The organism is Jannaschia donghaensis, assembly GCF_001403795.1.
GTDB classification, from domain to species: Bacteria; Pseudomonadota; Alphaproteobacteria; order Rhodobacterales; family Rhodobacteraceae; genus Jannaschia; species Jannaschia donghaensis.
Genome location: NZ_CXSU01000011.1, coordinates 895,537 through 918,339, shown reverse-complemented (window position 1 = coordinate 918,339; position 22,803 = coordinate 895,537). Strand labels below are relative to the sequence as shown.

Sequence of the window (22,803 nt, the reverse complement as noted above, 5' to 3'; positions counted from 1 at the left end):
GTCAGGCGTTCATCTTCTCGATGTACTTGCGCAACTCCCCGGCTTCGTGCCGCGCTTCGCGCAGACCATCCATCGCGGCCGCCAGTTCGGCCTGCGCCTGGGTCAGCTGCGTCTGCAATTCCGTCTCGCGGTACTGAAAATAGGTGATCGCCTCGTCCCGCTGCTCCTCCGCGTCGTGCAGCGATTTGGCCATCTCCTCCAGTTCCGCCACGTCCGAAATCGTGACCCGGCTGAAACGGTACACCAGCCAGGACGCGAACCAGCCCAGCACGAAGGCGACAAACAGGATGACCGCGATTGCGATCACGAATTCGGTGCGGTTCATTCGTCCGTCCCTTCGGTGGCGGTATCTTCTTCGATGGCGGAATCTTCGCCGGTCTCGGGGGCGGGCACCTCGGTCGTCTCGCCCTCGGTAGGGGCATCCGGTACGGGCGTGCCCCCCGCTACCGCGTCGCGGCGACCCAGCAGGGTAAAGGTGATGCGGCGATTGATTTCCCGCCCGGCTTCGGTGTCGTTGTCGGCGATCGGCTCCGCCTCGCCGTACCCTTTGGAGACCAGTTGGCTGGGCGGCACGCCGCGCGAAATCAGGGCGGCGCGCACCGCTTCGGCGCGTCCGACCGACAGGGCCAGGTTCGATTCCTCGCGCCCCTGGCTGTCGGTATGCCCGCCGATCTCGAAAACGGCGCGGCGACATTCCTGCAGCATATCCGTCAGGCGCGACAGCTGCCCGTCACCCGCTTCCTCGATCACCGCTTCGCCCGGCGCGAAGGTCAGCTTCTGCCCGACCAGGATATCGTTGAGCCGCGCCTCACATTCCTCGGGTGTCGGAATATTCAGCAGCGGATCCAGTTCCTCGTCGTAGGTGACGTCGATCCGAAAATCCGCCTCCGCCCCCAGCTTGGCCGACAGCAGCCCCGAGATATTCGCCTCCGCCTGCCGGTCGCCGGTCAAACCGCGCAGGACGACCAGATCGGGCTGCACGATGACCACGCCCTGCTCCAGCCGCGACAACGCCTCCATCCCCGCCAGCACGCGCTTGGGCCAGCCCTGGGGCAGCGTCTGGTCCGCCCGGGTCGCGGCATAGGTGTTGTTCACCCCGAACAGCGAACGTCCGAAACTGAACACCGCGGCCTTCTGCGCCTCATCGTAAAGCCGTCCGCGCAATTGGACCTGCCCTTCGGGCGACAGGGTGGCGACAAATTCCGGCGGCCCGGTCTCCGACTCGCCCGTCCCGTCCACCTGCGTGGGTTCAGGCAGCACGGCCGACAGAACGAACAACTCCGGCAGCGCGGTGTCGAGTTCGGCCACGACCGTGTCGAACAGCGCGGGCGATGTGCCTTCCAGCGCGATCAACGACACATCCGCATCCGACAGTGTCAGCGCCCCGCCATTCAGACGCGCGATCGCCTCGATCCCCTGCGACGCGGCCGTGGACCATCCCGCCGACGGCACGCCCAGCCCGATCACGCAGTTCGCGGTGCCCGTGAACCCGGCCTGGGCCGCGGCGGCCAGAACGCGGGTGCGCGCGGCTTCGGTATCGACGGCGCAGGCCTCGAACCGCGACCGACCGCTCTCGGTCATGACGTAGCGCAGGGTGAAGGGTGTGATCACGGGGCGCGGCGACGCGATATCCAGCACCAGCATCACGTCGCGCGGCTTGGCCCGGTTCAGATCCCGCTCCAGCGCGATACGCTCGTCGTCGCTGTCGGCGACGGCCGTGACGACGATGCGCCCCGCCTCCACCGACACCTTCGACCGCGGCAATTTCTCCAGGATCGACACCGCGAACCGCACCGTATCATCCCACGTGTCACGGACGTCGTGGTCCGCCGTCTCGACCATGTTGGTCACCGTCAGCGGCAGCGTTTCGGCCGCGTCCTCCAACAGACCGTCCAGCAATTCCCGCCCGCCCCGGGTCGGCACCAGCCCGATCACCGATAGATCGGACTCGTTGCGCAATATTTCGAGCGAGAAGCGCGGAACGACCGGCGCGCGGCTGGCCTCCACCTCCATCGCGTCAAGGATACGACGGGGGTCGACGACACCGCCGGCGCGGGTCACCGCGCGGAACCGCGCCGGCTCGTCCGGGGCGACGCCCGTCAGGATCAGTTGCAGCCCGTCGGTCGCGACGCCCGCCCAGTCCAGCCCGGTTTCGTCGAAGGTTTGCTCCACGGCGGTCCGCGACGATTCCTCGACGTAATCGGCCGCGAACCAGGCCCCGCCGACCGCAGCGCCTGCGGCCACAAGAAATGCGGTTGCGGTCGAAAGAATTCGTTTACGTGACATGCGTGTCCTGTCGTGCCCTGCGCTTGATTAGCCGTCCGCGCGGATGGGGGCAATCAGACGAAAGCGGCCATGGCGAAAAACGGCAGGGGGATCAGACCGGTCGTGCGGTTGGCACGAAACAATCGCAGACAGATCTGCGGGTCAGTGATGTCGAGCTGCGTCAGCTGCCACGCCAGATGCCAGCCCATCGCCCAGATCCCCAGCAGCGCGACCGTCGCGGGCACCGCCGGCAACGCCACGAACACCGCCGCCGACAGCGCGATCACGGTCGCCGCCGCAAAGCCGCGCAACCACGGCAACGGGGCGTCACCGAACCGGCGCGCGGTGGACTTCACCCCGATCAGCGCGTCGTCCTCCACATCCTGATAGGCGTAAATCGTATCGTAGAAGAGCGTCCAGGCGATGCCCCCCAGATACAAGAGCACCGCGGGCCAGCCCAGGCTTCCGGTATGCGCTGTCCAGACCAGCAGCGCGCCCCAGTTGAACGCCAGCCCCAGAAACACCTGCGGCCACCATGTGAACCGCTTGGCGAAAGGATAGATCGCGACCGGGACCAGCGCCAGCAGGCCCAGCCCGATCGCCGCCCAATTGAAGGTGAACAGGATCAGCGCCGACACCCCCGTTTGTACGGCCATCCACATCAGGGCCTGCCGGACGCTGACCGCCCCCGACGGGATGGGCCGCGACCGCGTGCGTGCGACCGACCCGTCGATGTCGCGGTCGGTGATGTCGTTCCAGGTGCAGCCCGCGCCCCGCATCAAAAACGCGCCGAGGGCCACCGACACGGCGATCCAGATATCGAAAGGGCGCACCTCCGTCGCCGCCACCGCCAGCGTCAGTCCCCACCAGCATGGCAGCAGCAGCAGCCAGGTCCCGATCGGCCGGTCCGCGCGGCTGAGCCGGAGATAGGGGCGCGCGGCCTCGGGCGCGTGCGTATCGACCCAGTTGCCCTTGACGGCGTCGGCCACCTGTCCTTGATCGGAGGTATCGGTCATCGAAAGGCTCCCCATGGACAGCAAGGTCAGGTTGCACATAGCCGGTCCGCTCGGGGCGGGGCAATGCGTCGCCCTGTCCAAGGACCAGGGTCACTACTTGTCAGGCGTCATGCGTCTGTCGACCGGTGACACGCTGACGGTGTTCGACGGCACCTCCGGGGCATTCCGCGCGACGATCCGGGCGGCGTCCAAGCGCGGCGGAGAGTTGCAGATCGACGCGCAGACCGCGCCGCAGCGCGACCCGCCCGACGTCTGGCTGTGCTTTGCACCGATCAAGAAGGCGCGCACCGATTTCATCGTCGAAAAGGCCACCGAACTCGGGGCCGCCCGTATCCGCCCCGTGGCCACCGCCTACACCAACTCCGAACGCATCCGGCAGGACCGCCTTCAGGCCCACGCGCTGGAGGCGGCGGAGCAATGCGGCGGAACATACGTGCCCCCGGTGGACGACATCGTCACGCTGAAGTCCCTCCTGGCCGATTGGCCGGCCGACCGCGCGCTCATCTTCTGCGACGAGACGCTCTCCGACGATCCCGACTGGTCCGAACCCGGTGCCCCCCGGCCCCTGCCCCCCGCCCCTGCCGCGATCCTGATCGGCCCCGAGGGCGGCTTTTCGCCGGAGGAACGCGCCACGCTGCGCACCCACCCGAACACCCACGCCATCGCGCTCGGCCCTCGCATCCTGCGCGCCGATACCGCTGCCGTCGCCGCGCTGACGCTGTGGCAAACCGCACAAGGGGATTGGACGTGATCCCGCTCGACGCGTCCCACCTTCCGCAGGTCGAGGCGCTGCTGGCGCCCGACCGCGCGAATGCGATGTTCATCCTGTCGAACCTGCGCACCCACGGATTCGGCGGCGATCATCCCCACGGGATGCAGCTTGGGGCCGATGCCCCCACGCCCACCGCTCTGCTGGGTCTGACGAACGGCGGCATGGTCCTGCCCTATCTTCCCGACCCCGACCATGGACCCGCCGCCGCGACCTTGCTGCGCGGGCAGGCGTTGGGCGGGGTCGCCGGACCGGCCGCGATGGTGCGTCCGCTTCTGGACGCGCTGGACCTCGCCGCCGCCCCCACCATCCTCGACGCGGACGAGCCGCAGTTTCTGCTCGATCTGGCGGCGATGAATATCCCCGACGGCCCCGGCACCCTTGCCCCGCTGTCAATCGCCCCGGACACCGCAGCAGACTGGCGCGCGGCCTACGACGGCGAATTGCACCTGGGCGAGCCGTCGCCCGATGCGGCCCGCGCCGACGTCGACGACTGTATCGCCGCCGACAGCCACCGCTTCGTGATGATCGACGGCATCCCCGCCGCGATGACCGGCTTCAATGCGACCCTGCCCGACATCGTGCAGGTCGGTGGCGTCTATACCCCGCCCGGCACGCGGGGTCGCGGCCTTGCCCGCCGCGCCGTCGCCCTCCATCTGGCCGAAGCCCGCGCAACCGGGGTTCGGCAGGCCACGCTCTTCGCCGCCTCCGACGCCGCCGTCGCCTGCTACCGGCCCTTGGGGTTCGAGCGGATCGGCACCTTCGCCCTCGTCCTCTTCGACGGAAAGGTCACGCCATGATCCGCCCCGAGGCCGCCGCCCGCCTGACCCGCTGGCGCGAGGCGCTGATCGGGGCGGCGGCCATGGCCCTTGGCGCGTGGCTCTGGCTTGCCTTCGACGGTCTGCCCGCGCTTTTCGCGCTGGCCGCCCTCCTCATCGGCGTGGTGCTGGTGGTATCGGGCATCCGCGCCGCACGGTTCCGCAGCACCGACCTTTCGCCCGGCATCGTCGGCGTGGACGAGGGGCGGATAACCTACATGGGCCCGCTCACCGGCGGATTGGTCGAACTGGACGAACTCACCCAGATCGCCTTCCACCGACCGACCACCGGCGACGCCTATTGGCGCCTGTCCCACCGCCAGGGGGAGCCGTTGATCATTCCCGAAGGGGCGGCCGGATCGGACAAGCTGCTCGATGCGCTGGCCCCGCTGCCCGGCCTGGACACCGGGGCGATGGTGCGCGCTGTTCAGACGCGCACACCCCGGACGATCACGGTCTGGCGCCGCGACGGCCTGCGCGCCTTGACTTGACGCGGCACCACGCTCACTCGTGACCTTCCAAGACCACGCCCCGCGAAGGAGCCACCATGTCCATTCCTCAGTCCGGCGGCGGCACGATCACCGACCCTGCGCAACTTGCCGAATTCATGGCCTCGGGCTGCAAGCCCAAGGAAGACTGGCGCATCGGCACCGAACACGAGAAATTCGGCTTCTGCGAAGACAGCCTGCTGCCCCTGCCCTATGCCGGCGACCGGTCGATCAATGCCGTCCTGTCGGGCCTGCGCGACCGGTATCACTGGACGCCCGTCACCGAAGGCGGTCACCTGATCGGGCTGGAAAAGGACGGCGCGAACATTTCGCTGGAACCCGGCGGGCAACTCGAACTCTCCGGCGCGCCCCTGGAGACGATCCACCAGACCTGTGACGAGGTGAACACGCACCTGTCGGAGGTCAAATCCGTCGCCGACGGGATCGGGGTCAAGTTCATCGGCCTGGGGGCCGCCCCCGAATGGACGCACGAGCAGATGCCCCTGATGCCCAAGGGCCGTTACAAGCTGATGGACAGCTACATGGGCAAGGTGGGCACCATGGGCAAAGTCATGATGCGCCGCACCTGCACCGTGCAGGTCAACGTCGATTTCGCGTCCGAGGCGGACATGGTCCAGAAACTGCGCGTCGCCATGGCGCTGCAATCGGTGGCCACCGCGCTTTTCGCCAATTCGCCGTTTTTCGAGGGCAAGCCCAACGGCCATAAATCCTGGCGCTCCCGCGTGTGGCGCGATCTGGACGCCGCGCGCACCGGAATCCCCGAATTCGTCTTCGAAGACGGGTTCGGGTTCGAGCGTTGGGCCGAATACGCCCTCGATACGCCGATGTATTTCGTCTACCGCGACGGCGAATACATCGACGCCCTGGGCCAGTCGTTCCGCGATTTCATGCGCGGTGAACTGCCCGCCCTGCCGGGCGAGAAGCCGCAGATGTCCGACTGGGCCGATCACCTGACCACGCTCTTTCCCGAGGCGCGGATCAAGAAGTACATGGAAATGCGCGGGGCCGACGGCGGCCCATGGCGACGCCTATGCGCGCTGCCCGCGTTCTGGGTCGGCCTGCTCTATGATCAATCCTCGCTGGATGCCGCGTGGGACATCGCCAGGGATTGGGATCAGGAAACGCGGCTTGGCCTGCGCGTCGCCGCCAGCGAACAGGGTCTGCAAGCGGAGGTCAACGGCATCAAAATGCACGATCTGGCCCGCGAACTGGTCGAGATCAGCCACGCCGGTCTCAAGGCCCGCGCGCGTCCCGGTGCCGGCGGTCTGGTCCCGGACGAGACACATTTTCTCAACGCGCTGCGCGAATCGGTCGAGTCGGGCAAGACCCCGGCGGACGAGATGCTGGACGACTACCACGGGGCCTGGAACGGCGACCTCAAGCGCATCTACGCCGAACGCAGCTACTGACGGGGTCGCGCCGCGACGCCCGGGCGATGATCCTGTCGCCTGGGACCTGACACCGCCCAAACCGATAGTCCCGTCCCTAGATGTCTTCGATCGGCAATTGACCGGCCATCTGCGCCGCAATCATCTCGTCTTCCACGACGATTCCGTTCGCGTCGGTATCGACGAGGTCGAAGAACGTCAGCAGATCCATCTGACGATAGAGCCGTTCGGAGACATAGGCCTCCACCTCCCGTCGGGACACGGTGCCGTCGGCGTTCAGATCGCTGCCGTCGAAGGCATAGGGCGGCTCGACCAAAGCAAGTTCATCCGCTGTCAGAATATTGTCCGCATCCACGTCATGCCGGTCGAAATAGGCGACCATCCCCATCTGACGCTCCGGTCCCCTTGATACGAATGCTTCCATCTCGGCCCGCGTGACCTGCCCATCGCGATTGGCGTCCGAGGCGCTTAGCGGGCCATAGGGTCCGGGCACGCGCGGCCCGGTGGCCAACGTATCCTGCGGGGTCAGACCGACCATCGCGACACCCGCGCCGAAGACGCCCATCAGGCCAAGCAGGCCGATTTTCAGAAAGGATGTATTCATCGGACATCTCCATCGGATCCAAGCGGCATACCGGTCCGCGACGCCGGACCGTCCCGCCTTGCACGCACCGCGCGTCCCGTTCCGTCGCCCGGATGGAGGATTTTTCCAGCTGGGCCACGTGGCAGGAGGGTCAGCCCACAGGCCCGTCGGATTTCACGCCCCAGACCGACGCCCCGCCGATCACGCTTCGTCTGCCCCCACCACCCTGAGTTCCACTACGAAGCGCGCCACCTTTTCCGCCGACATTTCGCAAGGCTTCAATCGTGGTCCGCTTTCCAGGCGGTAGAGGTTGAGGCTGACATAATCCGACCCGTCCAAGGCGCGGCCCACCAGTTTCTCGGACGCCCCGCCCGCGAACAGACTGCGCGTCACCAGCCAGTCGCGTCCGAACGCACGGCCACGGAACGCCCCCAGCGGCAACGCCAACAAAGTGTCGGCAACCCTTTGCGCCCGTACGCTCAAAGCGGGTCCGCGCCGTAGGCATTTTCGCCCTCGGTACCCGGGCTGACAAGAAAGATCAGCAAGACGATGGTTCCGATCAACGGCACCTAGCTAATCCAGAGCCACCAGCGCGAGCGGCCGATATCATGCAGTCGGCGGACGTGGACCGACAGGAATGGGAGAACGAAGAGGAGGCAGAAAAAAGCATAGGCGACCAGGATCACCGGAGGGAGGGTCCCGGCGTTGAAGTTCACCATGATGACGATCACGAATACAGCACTCACGGTCGTTCCGAACAGGGTGAACCACCAATATTCGCTGCGTGACGCGCGGCCCCGGAACGTGGCGTATTTCCGCGTCAGGCAGGTTGTGACGGCATCACCGAACGTCATGGAAATCCGTCCTCGCGCGACGTCCCGACACCGGGACCACGCGGGCGACCTGCGCCGGAGCCGTGGACCTGACAAGGCGCACGCGTCCGCACGCGTTTGCCAGACGCAATTCGTGCCTCCCGGGCCGCAGACACCGGGTCATGTCTCGCCGATCTTCGGCTCCGTCCCGGCGCGGATGCGCGCGATGTTCGCCTTGTGGCGGTACCCGATCAGCGCCGCCAGCGCGATGCACAGACCCACCCCCGACGGATGCAGCCACAGCGCCCAGACGGGCCCGCTTACCGCCGCCACCAATGCGGACAGCGAAGACATCCGCGTCACCGCCGCCGTCGCGGCCCAAGTCAGGCAGACGACAAGGCCCAGCGGGAACGACAGCGCCAGCAACGTGCCCAGAAACGTCGCCACGCCCTTGCCGCCTTGGAACCGCAGGAACACCGGGAAGCAATGGCCCAGAAACGCCATCAATCCCGCCAGCTGCGCCGCATCTTCCCCGACCAGCGCGCGGGCCAGCAGGACGGCCGCGCCACCCTTGCCCGCATCCCCCAGCAACGTCAGCAATGCCGCCGGTTTGTTGCCGGTGCGCAGGACGTTCGTCGCCCCGATGTTGCCCGACCCGATCTTGCGCAGATCGCCCAGACCGAACAGCCGCGCCATCACGATGCCGAACGGCACCGACCCCAGCAGATAGGCCAATGCCGCGACGATCAGCAGCGTCAGGGGGGAGGTCACCAGATCAGGCACGCGCCGCCTCCCGGTCGTGGACGATCCGGCCGCCGACCCAGGTGGTCAGCACGCGCCCCTCCATCCGGGCGCCGTCGAACGGCGTGTTCTTCGACTTCGACGCAAGGGTCCAACGGTCCAGTACGAAAGGCGCATGCGGGTCGAACAGCACCAGATCGGCGGGGGCCCCGACCTCCAGCGTGCCCCCCTCCAGCCCAAGCCGCCGCGCCGGGTTCAAAGACAGCGCGCGCCACAGGCCAGCCAGGTCGATATGCCCCGCGTTCACCAACCGCATCGCCGCCGGCAACAACGTCTCCAGCCCCACGGCACCGGACGCGGCCTGCTCGAACGGCAGGCGCTTGGATTCCTCGTCCTGCGGCGTGTGCCACGACCCCATGATATCGATGGTGCCATCGGCCAGCGCATCGGCAAGGGCCAGGCGGTCCTCCTCCTCGCGCAGCGGCGGCGTGACCTTGAAGAACGTGCGATAGTCGGCCACGTCCAGCACGTTGAGCGTCAGGTGATGGATCGACGTGCCCGCCGTGACGTCCACCCCCGCCGCCTTGGCCCGCCGCACCGCAGGCAGCGCGGCCGCGCAGGTGACCTGATCCAGGTGATAGGCGGCGCCCGTCGCCTCGGCCAGGGCCAGATCCCGCTCCACCCCCAACCGCTCGGCCAGGGGCGACACGCCGGGCAAACCGCGCAGGGACGCGAACTTGCCGCTGGTGATGCAGGCCCCCGCCGACAGGCCCGGGTCCTGCGGATGTCCGATGACAAGCGCGCCCATCGACCGTGCATAGGTCAGGCAACGCGACAGGACCCTGGTATCGCGCACCACATGGGTTCCGTCGGTAAAGGCGACGGCCCCCGCATCGCGCAGGAACCCGATCTCGACCATTTCCGCGCCGCCGCGCCCGCGTGTCAGGGCCGCCATGTGATGCACGCGCACCGAGGCGCGCGCCGCCCGCGACCGGGCATGTTCCAGCATCTCGGGGCTGTCGATCACCGGAATCGTATCGGGCCGGCAGACCATCGTGGTGATCCCGCCGCGCGCCGCCGCCGCCCCTGCGCTTCGGAACCCTTCCTTGTGACGCTCTCCGGGTTCGCCCACCTTGACGCCGACATCGACGATGCCGGGGGCCAGGCATTTGCCGCGGCAGTCGATCACCGTGCCCGCAGGGCCGGGGTCCGTGATGCGCCCGCCTTCGATTCGCAGATCGCCAAGCGTTTCGGTCCCCGACACGGGGTCGATCAGGCGGGCATTGGTCAGAAGGGTCGCGCTCATGCCTTCGGGGTTATCCAAGGCGCGACAGCCTGTCCATCGCGGATGCACGGCTCACTGGTGCGATCCGTCCGTCACAAAAGGAAGATCAGCACCGCCAGCACCAGTGCGGCCCCGACGATCAGCCCGATCGTAGTCTTCGACAGGCCGGACTGCGGGATGGGATCGTCGGCGACGACACTCGGTTCCTTGGCGGCGGGGGGTAGGTCGCGCGGCGCGTTGTCGGCCTCTGCCGGGGCATAGCTGCCGATATGCGTCAGCTCCGGGCGCGGCGACAGCGACTCCAGCCCTTCGACCGCACGCGGGGCCAGCACCAGAACGTCGCCCGACAGCGCATCCAGCCGCGCCGCATCCGCCGCCAGCGCCTCCTCCGGGATGTCGTGCGCTTGGCCCAGATAGACGCGCAGGCCCATCGGCTGGACATCCTGCACCGCAAAGACCTCGGCGTAGGTCGCATCGATCTGCGCGCCCAGGACCTCGGTCAGCGACGTGCCCTCGGCCTCGGCACTCAGCTGCGAAAGATAGGTCTGATGGGCCAGTTTGATCGGGCCATCGCTGACCGAAAAGACGTGGATTCGCGGGTCGCGGGGCGTAAGGGTCAGGGTCAAGGTCCGGTCCTCTGGTTTGGGTCGTGCACCGGGCCAACGCCGAACCCCCGCAACCGGTTGCGCCCGCCCGGGCCGAGCCCGCATCCGACATACCGGCCCCGGTGCCATTCTGGCGCCAAACCGACGGTTTTCCAACGGCACCGAGCGGATCAAAAGTCGCACGATGCTCCGCTCAGGCCCTCGTGTCGCGCGCCTCGGGTGCCAAGCGAAAAATCCGTGTGGCCGCATCCAAGTCCTCGAACACGACGCCCGACGGGGCAAGGCCGAAAATCCTGTCGCCGTTCCGCGCTCGATCCGGGCCCAAACCGGATCGACCGCCCCCTCCAGCGAAATCTCCAGACCGCCGCCCAAAAACACGCCGCGGACCACGAACCGGGGCCAGGATTGGACTATCAGCGCCTTGCGGTCGGTCAGAAGATAACTTGTCGACTTTCGACGCCAGCCATCCACGAAGAACCGGCCGATCAGCATGTAGGCCCCGATGCCCACAAAGATTACGGGGATCACGAGGAAAGCGATCGCGGGCACGAGGAAGATGAAAAATGCTGGGAACCCGCCCCAGACCAGGAAGAAGGGAATGAGACCTGCGTCCGCTGGCCGCAGCAAAATCAACCTGCGGTTGGGCACGCCCTGCCACAGGATGCGCTCGTCTTCCGCCAAATATGCCGATCAGAAGCTTCGGCCGCCGTCCGTCACGCCGCTCGCAGGTTCTGCGCCAGCAGGTCCATCGCCGCCATCCGCACCGCGACGCCCATCTCCACCTGCTCCTGAATGACACTTCGGTTGATGTCGTCGGCCAGCGTCCCGTCGATCTCGACCCCGCGGTTCATCGGACCCGGATGCATGACGATGGCGTCGGGCTTTGCATGGGCAAGCTTGGCCGCGTCCAACCCGAAGCGGTGGTAATATTCGCGCTCGGACGGGATGAAACCGCCGTCCATCCGTTCCTTCTGAAGGCGCAGCATCATCACCACGTCCGCGCCCTTCAGCCCCGCTTCCATGTCGTCCGTCACCTCGACCCCGAAATGCTCGATCCCCGCGGGCATCAGGGTCGGCGGCCCGACCAAACGCACGCGGTTTTCCATCTTGCCCAGCAGGATCAGGTTCGATCGCGCCACCCGGCTGTGGGCAATGTCGCCGCAGATCGCGATGGTCAGCCGGTGCAGCCGCCCCTTGGCCCGCCGGATCGTCAGCGCATCCAGCAACGCCTGCGTGGGATGCTCGTGCCGCCCGTCGCCCGCGTTCAGAACGGCGCAATTCACCTTTTCCGCCAACAGGTTCACCGCCCCCGAATGCGGATGGCGCACCACCAGAAGGTCGGGGCGCATCGCGTTCAATGTCAGCGCGGTGTCGATCAGCGTCTCGCCCTTCTTCACCGAACTGGCCTGCATCGCCATGTTCATCACATCCGCGCCCAGCCGCTTGCCCGCAATCTCGAAGCTGGCCTGCGTGCGGGTCGAATTCTCGAAGAACATGTTGATCTGCGTCAGTCCGGTCAGGGCGTCGCCGTGCTTGTGACCCGCCCGCGTGGCTTCGGCATAATGGTCGGCACGGTCCAGCAGCGCCGTGATTTCAAGTGGGTGCAGAGGCTCGATGCCCAGAAGGTGGCGCTGTGTGAACATGTCCGCCTTGTGCCGGAGCGGTCGGGTGCGATCAATGGGGGGCGTGAACGGCGACGCGGGCCAGCGGAACCGGCTCGCCCAACTGCCGCGCGTATCCGACCGCCGCCTCGATTTGACCTGCCTGCGCCAGAGCGACTGCAAGCTCTCTCAGAAGGCTCCGCACCTCGCGCACCTCGGCCCGCAACGCGCGAAGCATCCGCATGGTGGCCAATGCGCCCGTCAGGTGCCCCGCCCGGACCTGGGCACGTCCGAATTCGGCGTAGGCGGTGACATGGTCCTGCGGTGCCAACTTTTCGACAAGAAGACGAAGGTCGCCGTATCGCCCTGCGAGCGCCGCATCGTAAGCCGCCGCGAGGATCGGAGCGAGGGCATTTCGATGAACCCAACGCCGTGATCCGTCGGACGGCGTCTTCGGGGCGTGCGTCTCGATCAGGTCAACGACGACCTCCCACGTCCCCGTCGCCCCGGCCAGGCGCGCCATGGCCATCGTCGTGGCCCGCACTTCATTCGCGGCCGGGTCGAGCCGCGCCATCAACGCCAGCGTCTCGTCCCAGTCACCCGCCTGCGCAGGTTCCTTTACCAGCAGCGTGAAAACGCTGCCCGACAGCGGTTCGCCGGCATTGCTTCCCAGGTCGCGCGCCACCTCGATCAGGCGCTTTCGGTGATCGGGGTCGGACATCGCGTCATGCGCCTCTCGCAAACGCCAGTGCATCGAGGTTTCCGTTTCCGACGCGTGGAGGATTTCGAGGATGGCGTCGATGTCCTGTCGCCACAGCGCGCCCCGCCAGATCGCATGGCGGGTCAGGATTTTATCCTCCCAAGCCGCCAAATCGTAGGGCCCATCAGGTCGCGGGCCGCCTCCCGCTCGCCCAGCCACATCAGCCGGTTCGCCGCGCCCCCGGCCAGGCTCGACGCGCGACCGGGATGGGCGGCGATCAGGGCATGAAGCCCGTCGATATCGCCCGCCAATGCCAGACAAACGGCCACGACGTGCAGCCGGTCGAAATCCTTGCCAAGGATCCGCCGATCCTCGGCCGTCACCTCACGTTCCAGCATGGGGATCCGCCGCGCCATCTGCGTCGCCAGAACCGGCCCGATGCCTCGGCCGTGCCCCAGACAGACCTTCGCGTCCAGCAGATCCAACAGGACCGGACCGTACGGATATCGGTCTTCGAGCCGTGCAAAGAACCGGGGCGCGAACGCCGACATGTCGACCCGTCCCGACGCTTCGGCCACCGCTGCGATCGCAAGCATGTCCTGAATGTCGCCGACGCCGCGCTTGCGTTGCCCCGAAAGGATCATCGCCTCTTCCAGCAGGCATGTCTGCGTATGGCCGTCCGGCCCGCATGGCCCCGTCTGCGCGGCGCCGGGCACCGGAAGCGCCGCCAGAGCGAAGAAGGCAACGGCGGCGGAGAGGGTCGGCAATCGGATCATGCGATGGCCCCTGACACGACTTCCCGGCAAAAGTTTGACGCGGCCGATCGATATCCGCCCCTTCCCTCCGCACCGCCTCACGGGCTACCCAGTGCCATGCCCGAAGCGCCCGACATCGACCCGCACACCGCCGCCGCCACGCTCGAATGGCTGGTGGAGATGGGCTGTGACGAGGGCATCGCCGAGCAGCCCCTCAACCGCTACGCCTTGCCCGATCGGATGCCGCCCGCCGCGACGGCCCCCGCGCCGCAGGCCGCGCCCAATGCCGCCCCCACGCTGTTGCGCGTCGACAGCGATCCGGTGACCGAGGCCGAACGGGCCGCCACCGCCGCCACCACCCTCGACGACCTGCGCGCCGCGCTGTCCGGCTACCCCCATTGCGACCTGCGCCTGGGTGCCAAGTCCCTCGTCTTCTGCGACGGAAATCCGGCCGCCCGCGTCATGATCATCGGGGAGGCTCCGGGGCGGGACGAGGATCGGGCCGGCAAGCCCTTCGTCGGGGCCGCCGGGCAACTTCTCGACAAGATGCTCGCCGCCATCGGCATGGCCCGCGATGCGGACGATGCGGCGAAATCCGTCTATATCACCAACGTCCTGCCCTGGCGGCCGCCGTCCAACCGCGACCCCGAACCGCTGGAGGTGGCGATGATGCTGCCGTTCCTGCGCCGCCACGTCGAACTGGCCGACCCGGACATCCTGATCCTGATGGGCAACCATGCCTGCAACGCCGTCCTTGGCAGGAAGGGCATCACCAAGATGCGGGGCCAATGGGCCACCGGGTTCGACCGGCCCGCGTTGCCGATGCTGCACCCCGCCTATCTGCTGCGTCAGCCCTCCGCCAAGCGCGACGCCTGGGCCGACCTGCTGGACCTCGCCGCCCGACTCGACGGCTAGGTGCGCCCGCGCACAGGCGTCCTGCCGGATGGGCGGTTGGACGGCTTGGCCAACCGCCCCATCTTGCGCCCCAACTCAAACGCCCAAGGACACCGCATGACCTACACGCCCCCCAAAGTCTGGCAGAACACGCAATCGGGGGGCAAGTTCGCCTCCATCAACCGCCCCGTCGCCGGCCCGACCCACGACAAGGATCTGCCGGTGGGCGACCACCCCTACCAACTCTATTCGCTCGCCACGCCCAACGGCGTGAAGGTCACGGTGCTCTTCGAGGAGCTGATCGAGGCGGGGCACGATTTCGACTACGACGCTTGGCTCATCGACATTTCCGAAGGCGACCAATTCGGGTCCGGCTTCGTCGACGTGAACCCCAACTCCAAGATCCCCGCCCTGATGGACCGCTCGGGCGACACGCCCGTCCGCATCTTCGAAAGTGCCGCGATGATGCTGCACATGGCCGAAAAATACGACGCCTTCCTGGGCGACGCGCGGCCCGAAATGCTGTCCTGGCTGTTCTGGCAGATGGGCAGCGCACCGTTCCTGGGCGGCGGCTTCGGACACTTCTACGCCTATGCCCCCGAAAAATACGAATACCCGATCAACCGCTACGCGATGGAGGCCAAGCGCCAGCTCGACGTGCTCGACCGGCATCTGGCCGACAACGACTGGATGGCCGGCAGCTATTCCATCGCCGATATGGCGATTTGGTCGTGGTACGGGCAACTGGTGTTGGGCCGTCTTTACGATGCCGCCGAATTTCTCGACGTGAGCTCCTACAAGAACGTGATGGAATGGGCCGAACGGATCGACGCCCGTCCGGCCGTCCGCCGGGGCCGCATGGTCAACCGCGCCTTCGGCGACGACGAGAGCCTGAAACTGCCCGAACGCCACGCCCGCGCCGATTTCGATCGGTGACCGACGGCGGCACGGCCCGGAATATCACCTGGGTCCTTCAGGACGGAGCCATTCGCCCGGAGGAGGAGGAGATCCTGACGCGCGCCATCGCGGCGACGGGGGCCGCGGTTCACCGGACAAGGGTCATCCCCTTCACCGAACGCTTCGACGGACCGCCGCCCGCCCTCTCCGGCCCTGTCCTGTGCTATGGATACGGGGCGCTCGTCGCGGCGGGCCGCCACCTCGGCTGGCGTCCTTGCGGCTGGGACGGGGCGGGGCTTGGCCTGCGGGCAGTCGTCTCCTCGCTCGGCCCGCTTGCCTGGAATGCGGCCGCAACCTTCCACCCCCTGTCCGACCTGCGCCGACTGGCGGAGGGGCTGACGACCCAGGTCTTCGTGAGGCCCGAGGCGGAGACCAAGGTCTTCGCCGGTCGCCTCCATGACGGCACGTCGATGCTGCGCTGGCTCGACGGGCTGGACCGGGCGGATTGGGCCGGTGCGGATGATCCGCTGTTCGCTGTCGCCCCGGTCCGACCCTGCCGGACGGAATGGCGCGTCTGGATCGTGGACGGTGTGCCGATCGCCGGCTGCCGCTACGGCGTGGACGGGCACGCCGATCCCGCGCCGGACCTGCCGGGCCGCATCGCGGCCTTTGCCCGCCGGGCCGTGGCGCTGCACGATCCCCTGCCGGCCTACGTGCTGGACGTGGGCGAAGATGCAGCAGGGCTTGGCGTGATCGAACTCAACGCGGTCAACAGCGCGGGGTTCTACGCCGCCGACATCGGCGCCATAGTCGCCGCGCTCACCCATCACATCCGGAGATCGCAGTGACCGACCGCACATTCCTGCCCTGCCGCATCGCGGTGCTCACGGTGTCCGACACCCGGACGGCGGACGACGATCGTTCGGGCGATACGTTGGTCGACCGTCTGACCGCGGCAGGGCACGTGCTGGCGGACCGCGCGATGACCCCGGATGATCGCGTCGGCATCGCCGAGCATCTGACCCGCTGGATCGGCGAGGATGCTGTCGACGTCGTGCTGACCACCGGTGGCACGGGGCTGACGGGCCGCGACGTCACGGTCGAGGCGCACCGCGACGTCTACGACAAGGAAATCGACGCCTTTGCCACGATGTTCACCATCGTCAGCATGAAGAAGATCGGCACGTCGGCCGTGCAGTCGCGGGCCTGCGCGGGGGTGGCGGGCGGCACCTATCTGTTCGCGTTGCCCGGCTCGCCCTCGGCCTGCCGCGACGCCTGGGACGAAATCCTGGTCCATCAGCTCGACTACCGCCACAAGCCCTGCAACTTCGTGGAAATCATGCCGCGCCTGGACGAACATCTGCGCCGCAAGTCGTGCCCGAGTTAATTATTCGTTAATTTTCCGGGTCTTATCGTTTCGCAGCGAAACCGGCACTATCCGGGTTTTTCACGCCGCCCGACGACGGAATGTCGCTGTGCGCACGTGTGTGTTGGCAAGCGCGTGCTATGTCTTATCTATCGCAACACGCCCCACAGCGGAGTTTCCATGCGCTTTTTCGGTCGCAGCCTCGTCGGTCTGTTCCTCCTCGCCCTGACGGCGGGCCTTCTGGCTTGGGCCGGGCAGATCACGTATCTGGCCTTGCAGGAGCTTGAGAACCGCGAAGACGACGGCCCTCCGTCGCGCGAAAGGGTGCTGGCGGCGAACGTCCTGACCGCAGCGCCCGAGACGATCACACCCATCCTGACCACCTTCGGCGAGGTTCGCGCGCGCCGCGTCCTGGAACTGCGCGCCCCCTCCGCCGGGCGCCTGGTGGAGCTTGCGCCGGGGTTCGAGGATGGCGGCACCGTGACCGCCGGCCAGACCCTGCTGCGCATCGACCCTTCCGAAGCCGAGGCGGATCTGGCCGTCGCCCGCGCCGAACTGGCCGGGGCCGAGGCGGAGCTGCGCGACGCCGAGCGTGCACTGACCCTGGCCCAGTCGGAGCTGGCGGGGGCCGAAGCGCAGCGCGATCTGCAATCGGCCGCCCTGCGCCGCCAGCAGGACCTGTCGCAACGCGGCGTCGGGTCGACCGCCGCGGTGGAGGCCGCCGAACTCGCCCTGTCGGCGGCCGAACAGACCATCCTGACCCGACGCGGTGCCATCGCGCAGGCGCAGACCCGCATCGACAGCGCGGGCCTGGCCATCGAACGCGCCGCGATCACCCGCGACAACGCCGACCGCGACCTGTCGGACCGCACCGTCGTGGCGGGCTTCGACGGACAATTGTCCGACGTGTCCGTCTTGTTGGGCGGGCTGGTGTCGGCAAACGAACAGGTCGCCACGCTGGTCGATCCAACGGATCTGGAGGTGGTGTTCAACCTGTCCACGGCGCAGCACGCCCGCCTTCTGGACGACCGGGGGCGGCTGATCGGCGCGCCGATCCGCGCCGTGCTGGACGTGCAGGGCCTGACGCTGGCCACAGACGGCACCGTCATCCGCGAAAGCGCCACGGTCGGCGATACCCAGACCGGGCGGCGCGTCTTTGCCACATTGGAAAGCGCCGAAGGCTTCCGACCCGGCGATTTCCTGCGCGTCGAAGTGGAGGAGCCCGCGATCGCGCGTGCGATCCGCCTGCCCGCCACTGCCCTGTCGCCACAATCAACCGTGCTGGCCCTGGGCGACGAAGACCGGCTGGAGGAGATCGAGGTCGATCTGCTGCGCCGCCAGGGCGACGACGTGCTGGTGGCAGGGCGCATCGGCGGGCGCGACATCGTGGCCGAGCGGACCCCGGCGCTGGGCATCGGCATCAAGGTCCGCCCCCTGCGCCCCGGCGCGGCCCCCGAAGCGCCCGCGCTCGTCACGCTGGACCCCGAACGCCGCGCGCGGCTCAAGGCCTTCGTGCAGGCAAACACCCGCATCCCGGACGCCCGCAAGGCCCGCCTTTTGGCGCAGTTGGAGGATGAGGAAGTGCCGGCTGAAATGGTCGAACAACTCGAATCCCGGATGGGCGGCTGATGGGCATCCTGGGGTATTTCGTCCGCCACCGCACGGCCGCCAACCTTCTGCTGGTGCTGATGCTGGCCGCCGGTGCGATGGCCATCCCCAACATGCGCGCGCAGTTCTTTCCCGACGTCATCGTCGAGGACATCACCGTATCCGTCGCCTGGGACGGGGCCGGCGCAGAGGATGTGGACCGAGGCGTCGTACAGCTTCTGGAGCCCGCGCTTCTGGCGGTCGACGGGGTTGCCGACAGTTCGGCCACATCGCGCGAAGGCAACGCGTCGATCACCCTGGAGTTCGAGCCGGGCATCGACGTGGCCGCCGCGGCCGACGACGTGCAGGCGGCCATCGACGGGGTGTCGGGCCTGCCCGAGGGGATCGAGGACCCGGAGGTCCGTCAGGGCCGTTGGCGCGACCGCGTTACCGACGTGATCGTCACCGGCCCTGTCGGCGTCGATCAACTGGCCCGCATTGCCGATGAATTCGTCCTGAAGCTGTTCGGCGAAGGCGTTACCCGCACCTCTATCCGCGGGGTGGCCGCCCCCGAGGTGGTGGTGGAGGTGCCGACCGCCAACCTGATCCAATACGACCTGTCGATGGCCGACATCGCCGAGGCCATCGCCGCCGAAGCGCAGGCCGACCCGGCGGGCGACGTGACCGGCGCGAACGCCCGCGTGCGCACCGGCACCGCCCGGCGCGACGCCGCCGACATCGCCAGCATCGTGATGCGCCGCCAGACCGACGGCACCGCCCTGACCATCGGCGAGGTGGGGCGCGTGACGGCCGGAGGTATCGACCGCGACCGCGCCTATTTCGTGGGCGACGATCCGGCGATTTCGGTGCGGGTCGACCGCTCGGCCATCGGCGACGCCATCGCCTTGCAGCGCGTGGTGGAGGAGGTTGCCGCAGACATCATGCGCGACGCCCCGGAGGGCACGAAGATCGAGCTGATCCGCACGCGGACCGAAGCCATCACCGGCCGCATCAGCCTGTTGATCGACAACGCGCTGATGGGCCTGGCCCTGGTGGTGGCGCTCTTGTTCCTGTTTTTGAACGCGCGCACGGCGTTCTGGGTCGCGGCGGGGATTCCGGTCGCGATGCTGTCGGCCATCGCGTTGATGTGGGCGGCGGGGATCACGATCAACATGATCTCGCTTTTCGCGCTGATCATCACGCTGGGCATCGTGGTGGACGATGCCATCGTGGTGGGTGAACACGCCGACTTCCGACATACCCGCTTGGGCGAAGACCCCAAGACGGCCGCCGAAAACGCCGCGCGCCGCATGTTCACGCCGGTCTTTTCCGCCACGCTGACCACGGTGATCGCGTTCTTCGGTCTGGTCGCCATCGGGGGGCGGTTCGGCGATCTCATCATCGACATTCCCTTTACCGTCATCGTCGTGCTGATCGCGTCGCTGATCGAATGCTTCCTGATCCTGCCCCATCACATGGCCGGGGCCTTGGCATCGCGGGCACCCAAGGGGTTCAGTGCGGCGCGCGCGGTCACGGGTGCGGCGGCGGCGCTGATCCTGTTTCCCGTTCTGACGCTGGTGATCGCCTTCGCGCTGACGCTGGCGGCGGAGTTGCTGGGTGTTGTGGACGACGCGCTGGCCATCGCATTTTCGGTGCCCTTCGTCGCGGTCGGGGTCGCGGCGACCTGGGGCCTGCTGGCGTATCACAGCGTCCTTGCCGGGCCGGACGCCTGGCCGCGGATGCTGGCCCGCCTGTCGCGGCACGGCATCGACATCGTGTCGCACACGGTCACGCGCGGCTTCGATTGGACGCGCGAGACGGTGTTCCGCCCGTTGGTGCGGCTGGCGCTTTGGGCGCGGTATCCGGTTGCGGCGTCGGCGGTTCTGCTGCTGGCGACGCAGGTGGCGCTTTTGATCGGGGGGGACGTGCAGTGGCGGTTCTTCAACTCGCCCGAGCGCGGGTCGGTCACCGGCAACTTTGCCATGGTCGACGGGGCCACGCGCGAAGACACGCTGGCGCAGATGCGCGAAATGCAGCGCGCGACCGAAGCCTTGGGCGAGGATTACGCCGAACGCTACGGCACCAATCCGCTGGCGTACGTTCTGGCCGAGATCGGTGGCAATTCCGGTCGGCCCCTGCCCTCGGCGGATGACAAGGATGCGGATCAGCTGGGTGCGATTTCCATCGAGTTGATCGACGCGGATTTGCGCCCCTACTCCAGTTTCCAGTTCGTGGGTGAATTGCAGGAGACGGCACAACAACTGCCCCTGACCGAAGAGATCAGCTTTCGCGGCTGGCGGTCCGGTCCGGGCGGCGACTCGCTGTCGGTGGATTTCTTCGGGGCCGGATCGGCGACCCTGAAGGACGCGGCCGAAGCGTTGAAGACCGCCGTGGCGCAATTCCCCGAAGTGTCGGCGGTGGAGGACAGCCTGCCGTTCGACAAGGACGAATTGATCCTGAACCTGACGCCGCAGGGCGAGGCGCTGGGATTCGACATCGACACGCTGGGAACGACGTTGCGCAACCGTCTCAACGGGATCGAGGCGACGACCTTCCCCGCCGGCCCGCGCACCGGCGAGATCCGGGTGGAACTGGCCGAGGGAGAGGTGCGCGCCGATTTCCTCGATACGCTGCGGCTGGCCGCGCCGTCGGGGGGGGACGTGGCCCTGTCCGACATCGTGACGGTGCGGGTCGAATCGGGGTTCGCCACGGTCCAGCGCGACAACGGGGTGCAGGTGGTGACCGTCGCGGGCGAGATTTCCGAGGACGACCCGGCCCGCGCCAACGCCATCATCGAGGCGCTGTCGTCGGACATCCTGCCCGAAATCGCGACGCGGTTTCAGGTGGCCTATTCGCTGGGTGGCCTGGCCGAGCAGGAGCAGGAGTTCCTGACCGACGCGGCGCTGGGCCTGGTGGCGTGCCTGCTGGGCATCTACCTCGTGCTGGCGTGGATCTTTTCCAGCTGGACGCGGCCGGGTGCCATCATGGTCGTGATCCCCTTCGGCCTGATCGGGGCGATCTGGGGCCATTGGTGGTGGGAGGTGCCGCTGTCGATGTTCTCGGTCGTGGGCCTGATCGGGATGACCGGCATCATCATCAACGATTCCATCGTGTTGGTCACGACGGTGGACGAATATGCCAAGGACCGCGCGCTGCGCCCGGCGATCGTGGATGCGGTGTGCGACCGTCTGCGCCCGATCCTGTTGACGACGCTGACGACGGTTCTGGGGCTGGCCCCCCTGCTCTACGAATCCTCCAGCCAGGCGCAGTTTCTGCGGCCCACGGTCATCACGCTGGCGTACGGTTTGGGGTTTGGCATGATCCTCGTGCTGCTGCTGGTGCCGGCGATCTTGTTGATGGGCAACGATTTCGCGCGACTGGTCACGGCGCTGCGTCGCCTGCTGCGCCTGCCGCTGCGCTCCAGGGGGCGCGGTGCGGGGCTGATCGGGTTGTTGCTGGGCACGGCGATCGCGGTCTGGGGGTTTGCCACGCTGGGCCTGCATCTGATCACCGGCGCGGTCTGGTCGCCGCTGGCCCCGCTGATGCCGGGCGACGGCACCGGCGCGGTGCTGCTGGCGTTCCTGGCGGGGACGCTGGCGGTGCTGGTGACGGTCTGGCTTATCGTGGGGCTGGCGATGCCGCGGCGGCGGCGGCTGGCCTAGAAGGCGTCGGGCTTCGCCTCGCGCGCCATGTGGTCGAGGACGGCGTTCACAAAGCCGGCTTCCTTGCCTGCGGGAAAGAACGCGCGCGCCACTTCGACGAATTCGTTGATCACGACCTTGGGCGGCGTGTCGTGGTCCAGCATTTCGCCCCCGGCGGCGCGGAACAACGCCCGCAGGGTCGGGTCGATGCGGCCCAGCGGCCATTTCGCCACCAGCGCGCGGTCGGTCATCTGGTCGATCTTGGCCTGATGCGTGACGGCGGATTCCAGCAGGGCGCGGAACACGGTCGGATTGCCCTCCTCGAAGGCCCCCTCCTCGGTCACCATGCCGAAGCGGTGGGTCTCGAATTCGACCTGCACCTTGTCGACCGTCTGACCTGCGGATTCCATCTGGAACAGGGCCTGCACGGCATAGAGCCGGGATGCGGATTTCATCCGGCGCTTGAGCGCGCGCTTCTCGTCTGGGGTCATCTGATCCATGGGCGCGGATTAGGCGCGCGGGCCGGGGGCGTCAAGCGATGGTCGGACCACCGGGCGCTGTTGCCACAGGC

At 67.7% G+C, this 22,803-nt stretch carries 23 protein-coding genes; 10 read left to right on the top strand and 13 right to left on the bottom strand.

The window, feature by feature from the left end:
* Window position 1: 1 nt before the first annotated feature.
* The 3 genes from JDO7802_RS08980 to ubiA are packed head-to-tail and all read right to left on the bottom strand — an operon-like array spanning window position 2 to window position 3,281.
* The gene (locus tag JDO7802_RS08980) at window positions 2–325 is read right to left on the bottom strand and encodes a hypothetical protein (protein ID WP_055084644.1); all 324 of its coding nucleotides are present in this window, start codon (window positions 323–325) and stop codon (window positions 2–4) included.
* Window positions 322–2,286, bottom strand: a complete 1,965-nt coding sequence (locus JDO7802_RS08975; RefSeq protein ID WP_055084642.1) for an OmpA family protein — start codon at window positions 2,284–2,286, stop codon at window positions 322–324. The genes JDO7802_RS08980 and JDO7802_RS08975 overlap by 4 nt, the downstream gene beginning before the upstream one ends.
* Before the next feature lie 53 nt (window positions 2,287–2,339).
* Window positions 2,340–3,281, bottom strand: coding sequence for a 4-hydroxybenzoate octaprenyltransferase (gene ubiA, locus JDO7802_RS08970; protein ID WP_055084872.1), 942 nt, complete (start codon window positions 3,279–3,281; stop codon window positions 2,340–2,342).
* A gap of 13 nt (window positions 3,282–3,294) precedes the next feature.
* Here ubiA and JDO7802_RS08965 point away from each other — a divergent pair, with 13 nt between their 5' ends.
* The 4 genes from JDO7802_RS08965 to JDO7802_RS08950 are packed head-to-tail and all read left to right on the top strand — an operon-like array spanning window position 3,295 to window position 6,786.
* Window positions 3,295–4,032: a 16S rRNA (uracil(1498)-N(3))-methyltransferase gene (locus JDO7802_RS08965; RefSeq protein WP_055084640.1), complete on the top strand. Its 738-nt coding sequence runs from the start codon at window positions 3,295–3,297 to the stop codon at window positions 4,030–4,032.
* Window positions 4,029–4,850 carry a GNAT family N-acetyltransferase gene (locus JDO7802_RS08960; RefSeq protein ID WP_055084638.1) on the top strand — a complete coding sequence of 274 codons (822 nt, stop codon included), beginning with the start codon at window positions 4,029–4,031 and terminating at the stop codon, window positions 4,848–4,850. Before JDO7802_RS08965 ends, JDO7802_RS08960 begins: the two co-directional genes overlap by 4 nt.
* A complete protein-coding gene (locus JDO7802_RS08955) occupies window positions 4,847–5,359 on the top strand; it encodes a hypothetical protein (protein WP_055084636.1) in 513 nt (170 codons plus the stop codon). Before JDO7802_RS08960 ends, JDO7802_RS08955 begins: the two co-directional genes overlap by 4 nt.
* 56 nt (window positions 5,360–5,415) lie before the next feature.
* Window positions 5,416–6,786, top strand: a complete 1,371-nt coding sequence (locus JDO7802_RS08950) for a glutamate--cysteine ligase (RefSeq protein ID WP_055084634.1) — start codon at window positions 5,416–5,418, stop codon at window positions 6,784–6,786.
* Window positions 6,787–6,862: 76 nt separating this feature from the next.
* On the opposite strand, the gene JDO7802_RS08945 is transcribed toward JDO7802_RS08950, so the two are convergent.
* The 9 genes from JDO7802_RS08945 to JDO7802_RS08905 form a co-directional block, all read right to left on the bottom strand.
* Window positions 6,863–7,369, bottom strand: a complete 507-nt coding sequence (locus tag JDO7802_RS08945) for an EF-hand domain-containing protein (RefSeq protein WP_055084632.1) — start codon at window positions 7,367–7,369, stop codon at window positions 6,863–6,865.
* A gap of 180 nt (window positions 7,370–7,549) precedes the next feature.
* Window positions 7,550–7,795, bottom strand: a complete 246-nt coding sequence (locus tag JDO7802_RS08940) for a hypothetical protein (protein ID WP_245624150.1) — start codon at window positions 7,793–7,795, stop codon at window positions 7,550–7,552.
* Between the two features lie 122 nt (window positions 7,796–7,917).
* Window positions 7,918–8,202: a DUF805 domain-containing protein gene (locus JDO7802_RS08935; RefSeq protein ID WP_222836400.1), complete on the bottom strand. Its 285-nt coding sequence runs from the start codon at window positions 8,200–8,202 to the stop codon at window positions 7,918–7,920.
* A gap of 138 nt (window positions 8,203–8,340) precedes the next feature.
* Entirely contained in the window at window positions 8,341–8,943 is a 603-nt protein-coding gene (plsY, locus tag JDO7802_RS08930; protein WP_055084628.1) for a glycerol-3-phosphate 1-O-acyltransferase PlsY, read from the bottom strand.
* Window positions 8,936–10,207, bottom strand: coding sequence for a dihydroorotase (gene pyrC, locus JDO7802_RS08925; protein WP_055084627.1), 1,272 nt, complete (start codon window positions 10,205–10,207; stop codon window positions 8,936–8,938). Before pyrC ends, plsY begins: the two co-directional genes overlap by 8 nt.
* A 71-nt stretch (window positions 10,208–10,278) precedes the next feature.
* On the bottom strand, window positions 10,279–10,812 hold the full coding sequence (locus tag JDO7802_RS17955) for a hypothetical protein (RefSeq protein WP_144430565.1): 534 nt from the start codon (window positions 10,810–10,812) through the stop codon (window positions 10,279–10,281).
* Window positions 10,813–11,504: 692 nt separating this feature from the next.
* Entirely contained in the window at window positions 11,505–12,434 is a 930-nt protein-coding gene (locus tag JDO7802_RS08915) for an aspartate carbamoyltransferase catalytic subunit (protein ID WP_055084622.1), read from the bottom strand.
* Window positions 12,435–12,465: 31 nt separating this feature from the next.
* Window positions 12,466–13,263, bottom strand: coding sequence for a hypothetical protein (locus tag JDO7802_RS08910; RefSeq protein WP_055084620.1), 798 nt, complete (start codon window positions 13,261–13,263; stop codon window positions 12,466–12,468).
* Entirely contained in the window at window positions 13,236–13,868 is a 633-nt protein-coding gene (locus JDO7802_RS08905; protein WP_055084618.1) for a hypothetical protein, read from the bottom strand. Before JDO7802_RS08905 ends, JDO7802_RS08910 begins: the two co-directional genes overlap by 28 nt.
* Before the next feature lie 96 nt (window positions 13,869–13,964).
* Here JDO7802_RS08905 and JDO7802_RS08900 point away from each other — a divergent pair, with 96 nt between their 5' ends.
* The 6 genes from JDO7802_RS08900 (at window position 13,965) to JDO7802_RS08880 (ending at window position 22,253) form a co-directional block, all read left to right on the top strand.
* A complete protein-coding gene (locus tag JDO7802_RS08900) occupies window positions 13,965–14,762 on the top strand; it encodes a uracil-DNA glycosylase (RefSeq protein WP_055084616.1) in 798 nt (265 codons plus the stop codon).
* 96 nt (window positions 14,763–14,858) lie between these two features.
* Window positions 14,859–15,677: a glutathione-dependent disulfide-bond oxidoreductase gene (yghU, locus tag JDO7802_RS08895; RefSeq protein ID WP_055084614.1), complete on the top strand. Its 819-nt coding sequence runs from the start codon at window positions 14,859–14,861 to the stop codon at window positions 15,675–15,677.
* Entirely contained in the window at window positions 15,674–16,486 is an 813-nt protein-coding gene (locus JDO7802_RS17650; protein ID WP_083481091.1) for an ATP-grasp domain-containing protein, read from the top strand. The genes yghU and JDO7802_RS17650 overlap by 4 nt, the downstream gene beginning before the upstream one ends.
* A complete protein-coding gene (gene moaB, locus JDO7802_RS08890; protein ID WP_144430563.1) occupies window positions 16,483–17,025 on the top strand; it encodes a molybdenum cofactor biosynthesis protein B in 543 nt (180 codons plus the stop codon). Before JDO7802_RS17650 ends, moaB begins: the two co-directional genes overlap by 4 nt.
* A gap of 159 nt (window positions 17,026–17,184) precedes the next feature.
* Entirely contained in the window at window positions 17,185–18,633 is a 1,449-nt protein-coding gene (locus JDO7802_RS08885; RefSeq protein WP_055084612.1) for an efflux RND transporter periplasmic adaptor subunit, read from the top strand.
* Entirely contained in the window at window positions 18,633–22,253 is a 3,621-nt protein-coding gene (locus JDO7802_RS08880) for an efflux RND transporter permease subunit (RefSeq protein ID WP_055084610.1), read from the top strand. Before JDO7802_RS08885 ends, JDO7802_RS08880 begins: the two co-directional genes overlap by 1 nt.
* Here JDO7802_RS08880 and nusB read toward each other — a convergent pair.
* On the bottom strand, window positions 22,250–22,732 hold the full coding sequence (gene nusB, locus JDO7802_RS08875; RefSeq protein WP_055084608.1) for a transcription antitermination factor NusB: 483 nt from the start codon (window positions 22,730–22,732) through the stop codon (window positions 22,250–22,252). The genes JDO7802_RS08880 and nusB overlap by 4 nt on opposite strands.
* Window positions 22,733–22,803 lie beyond the last annotated feature (71 nt).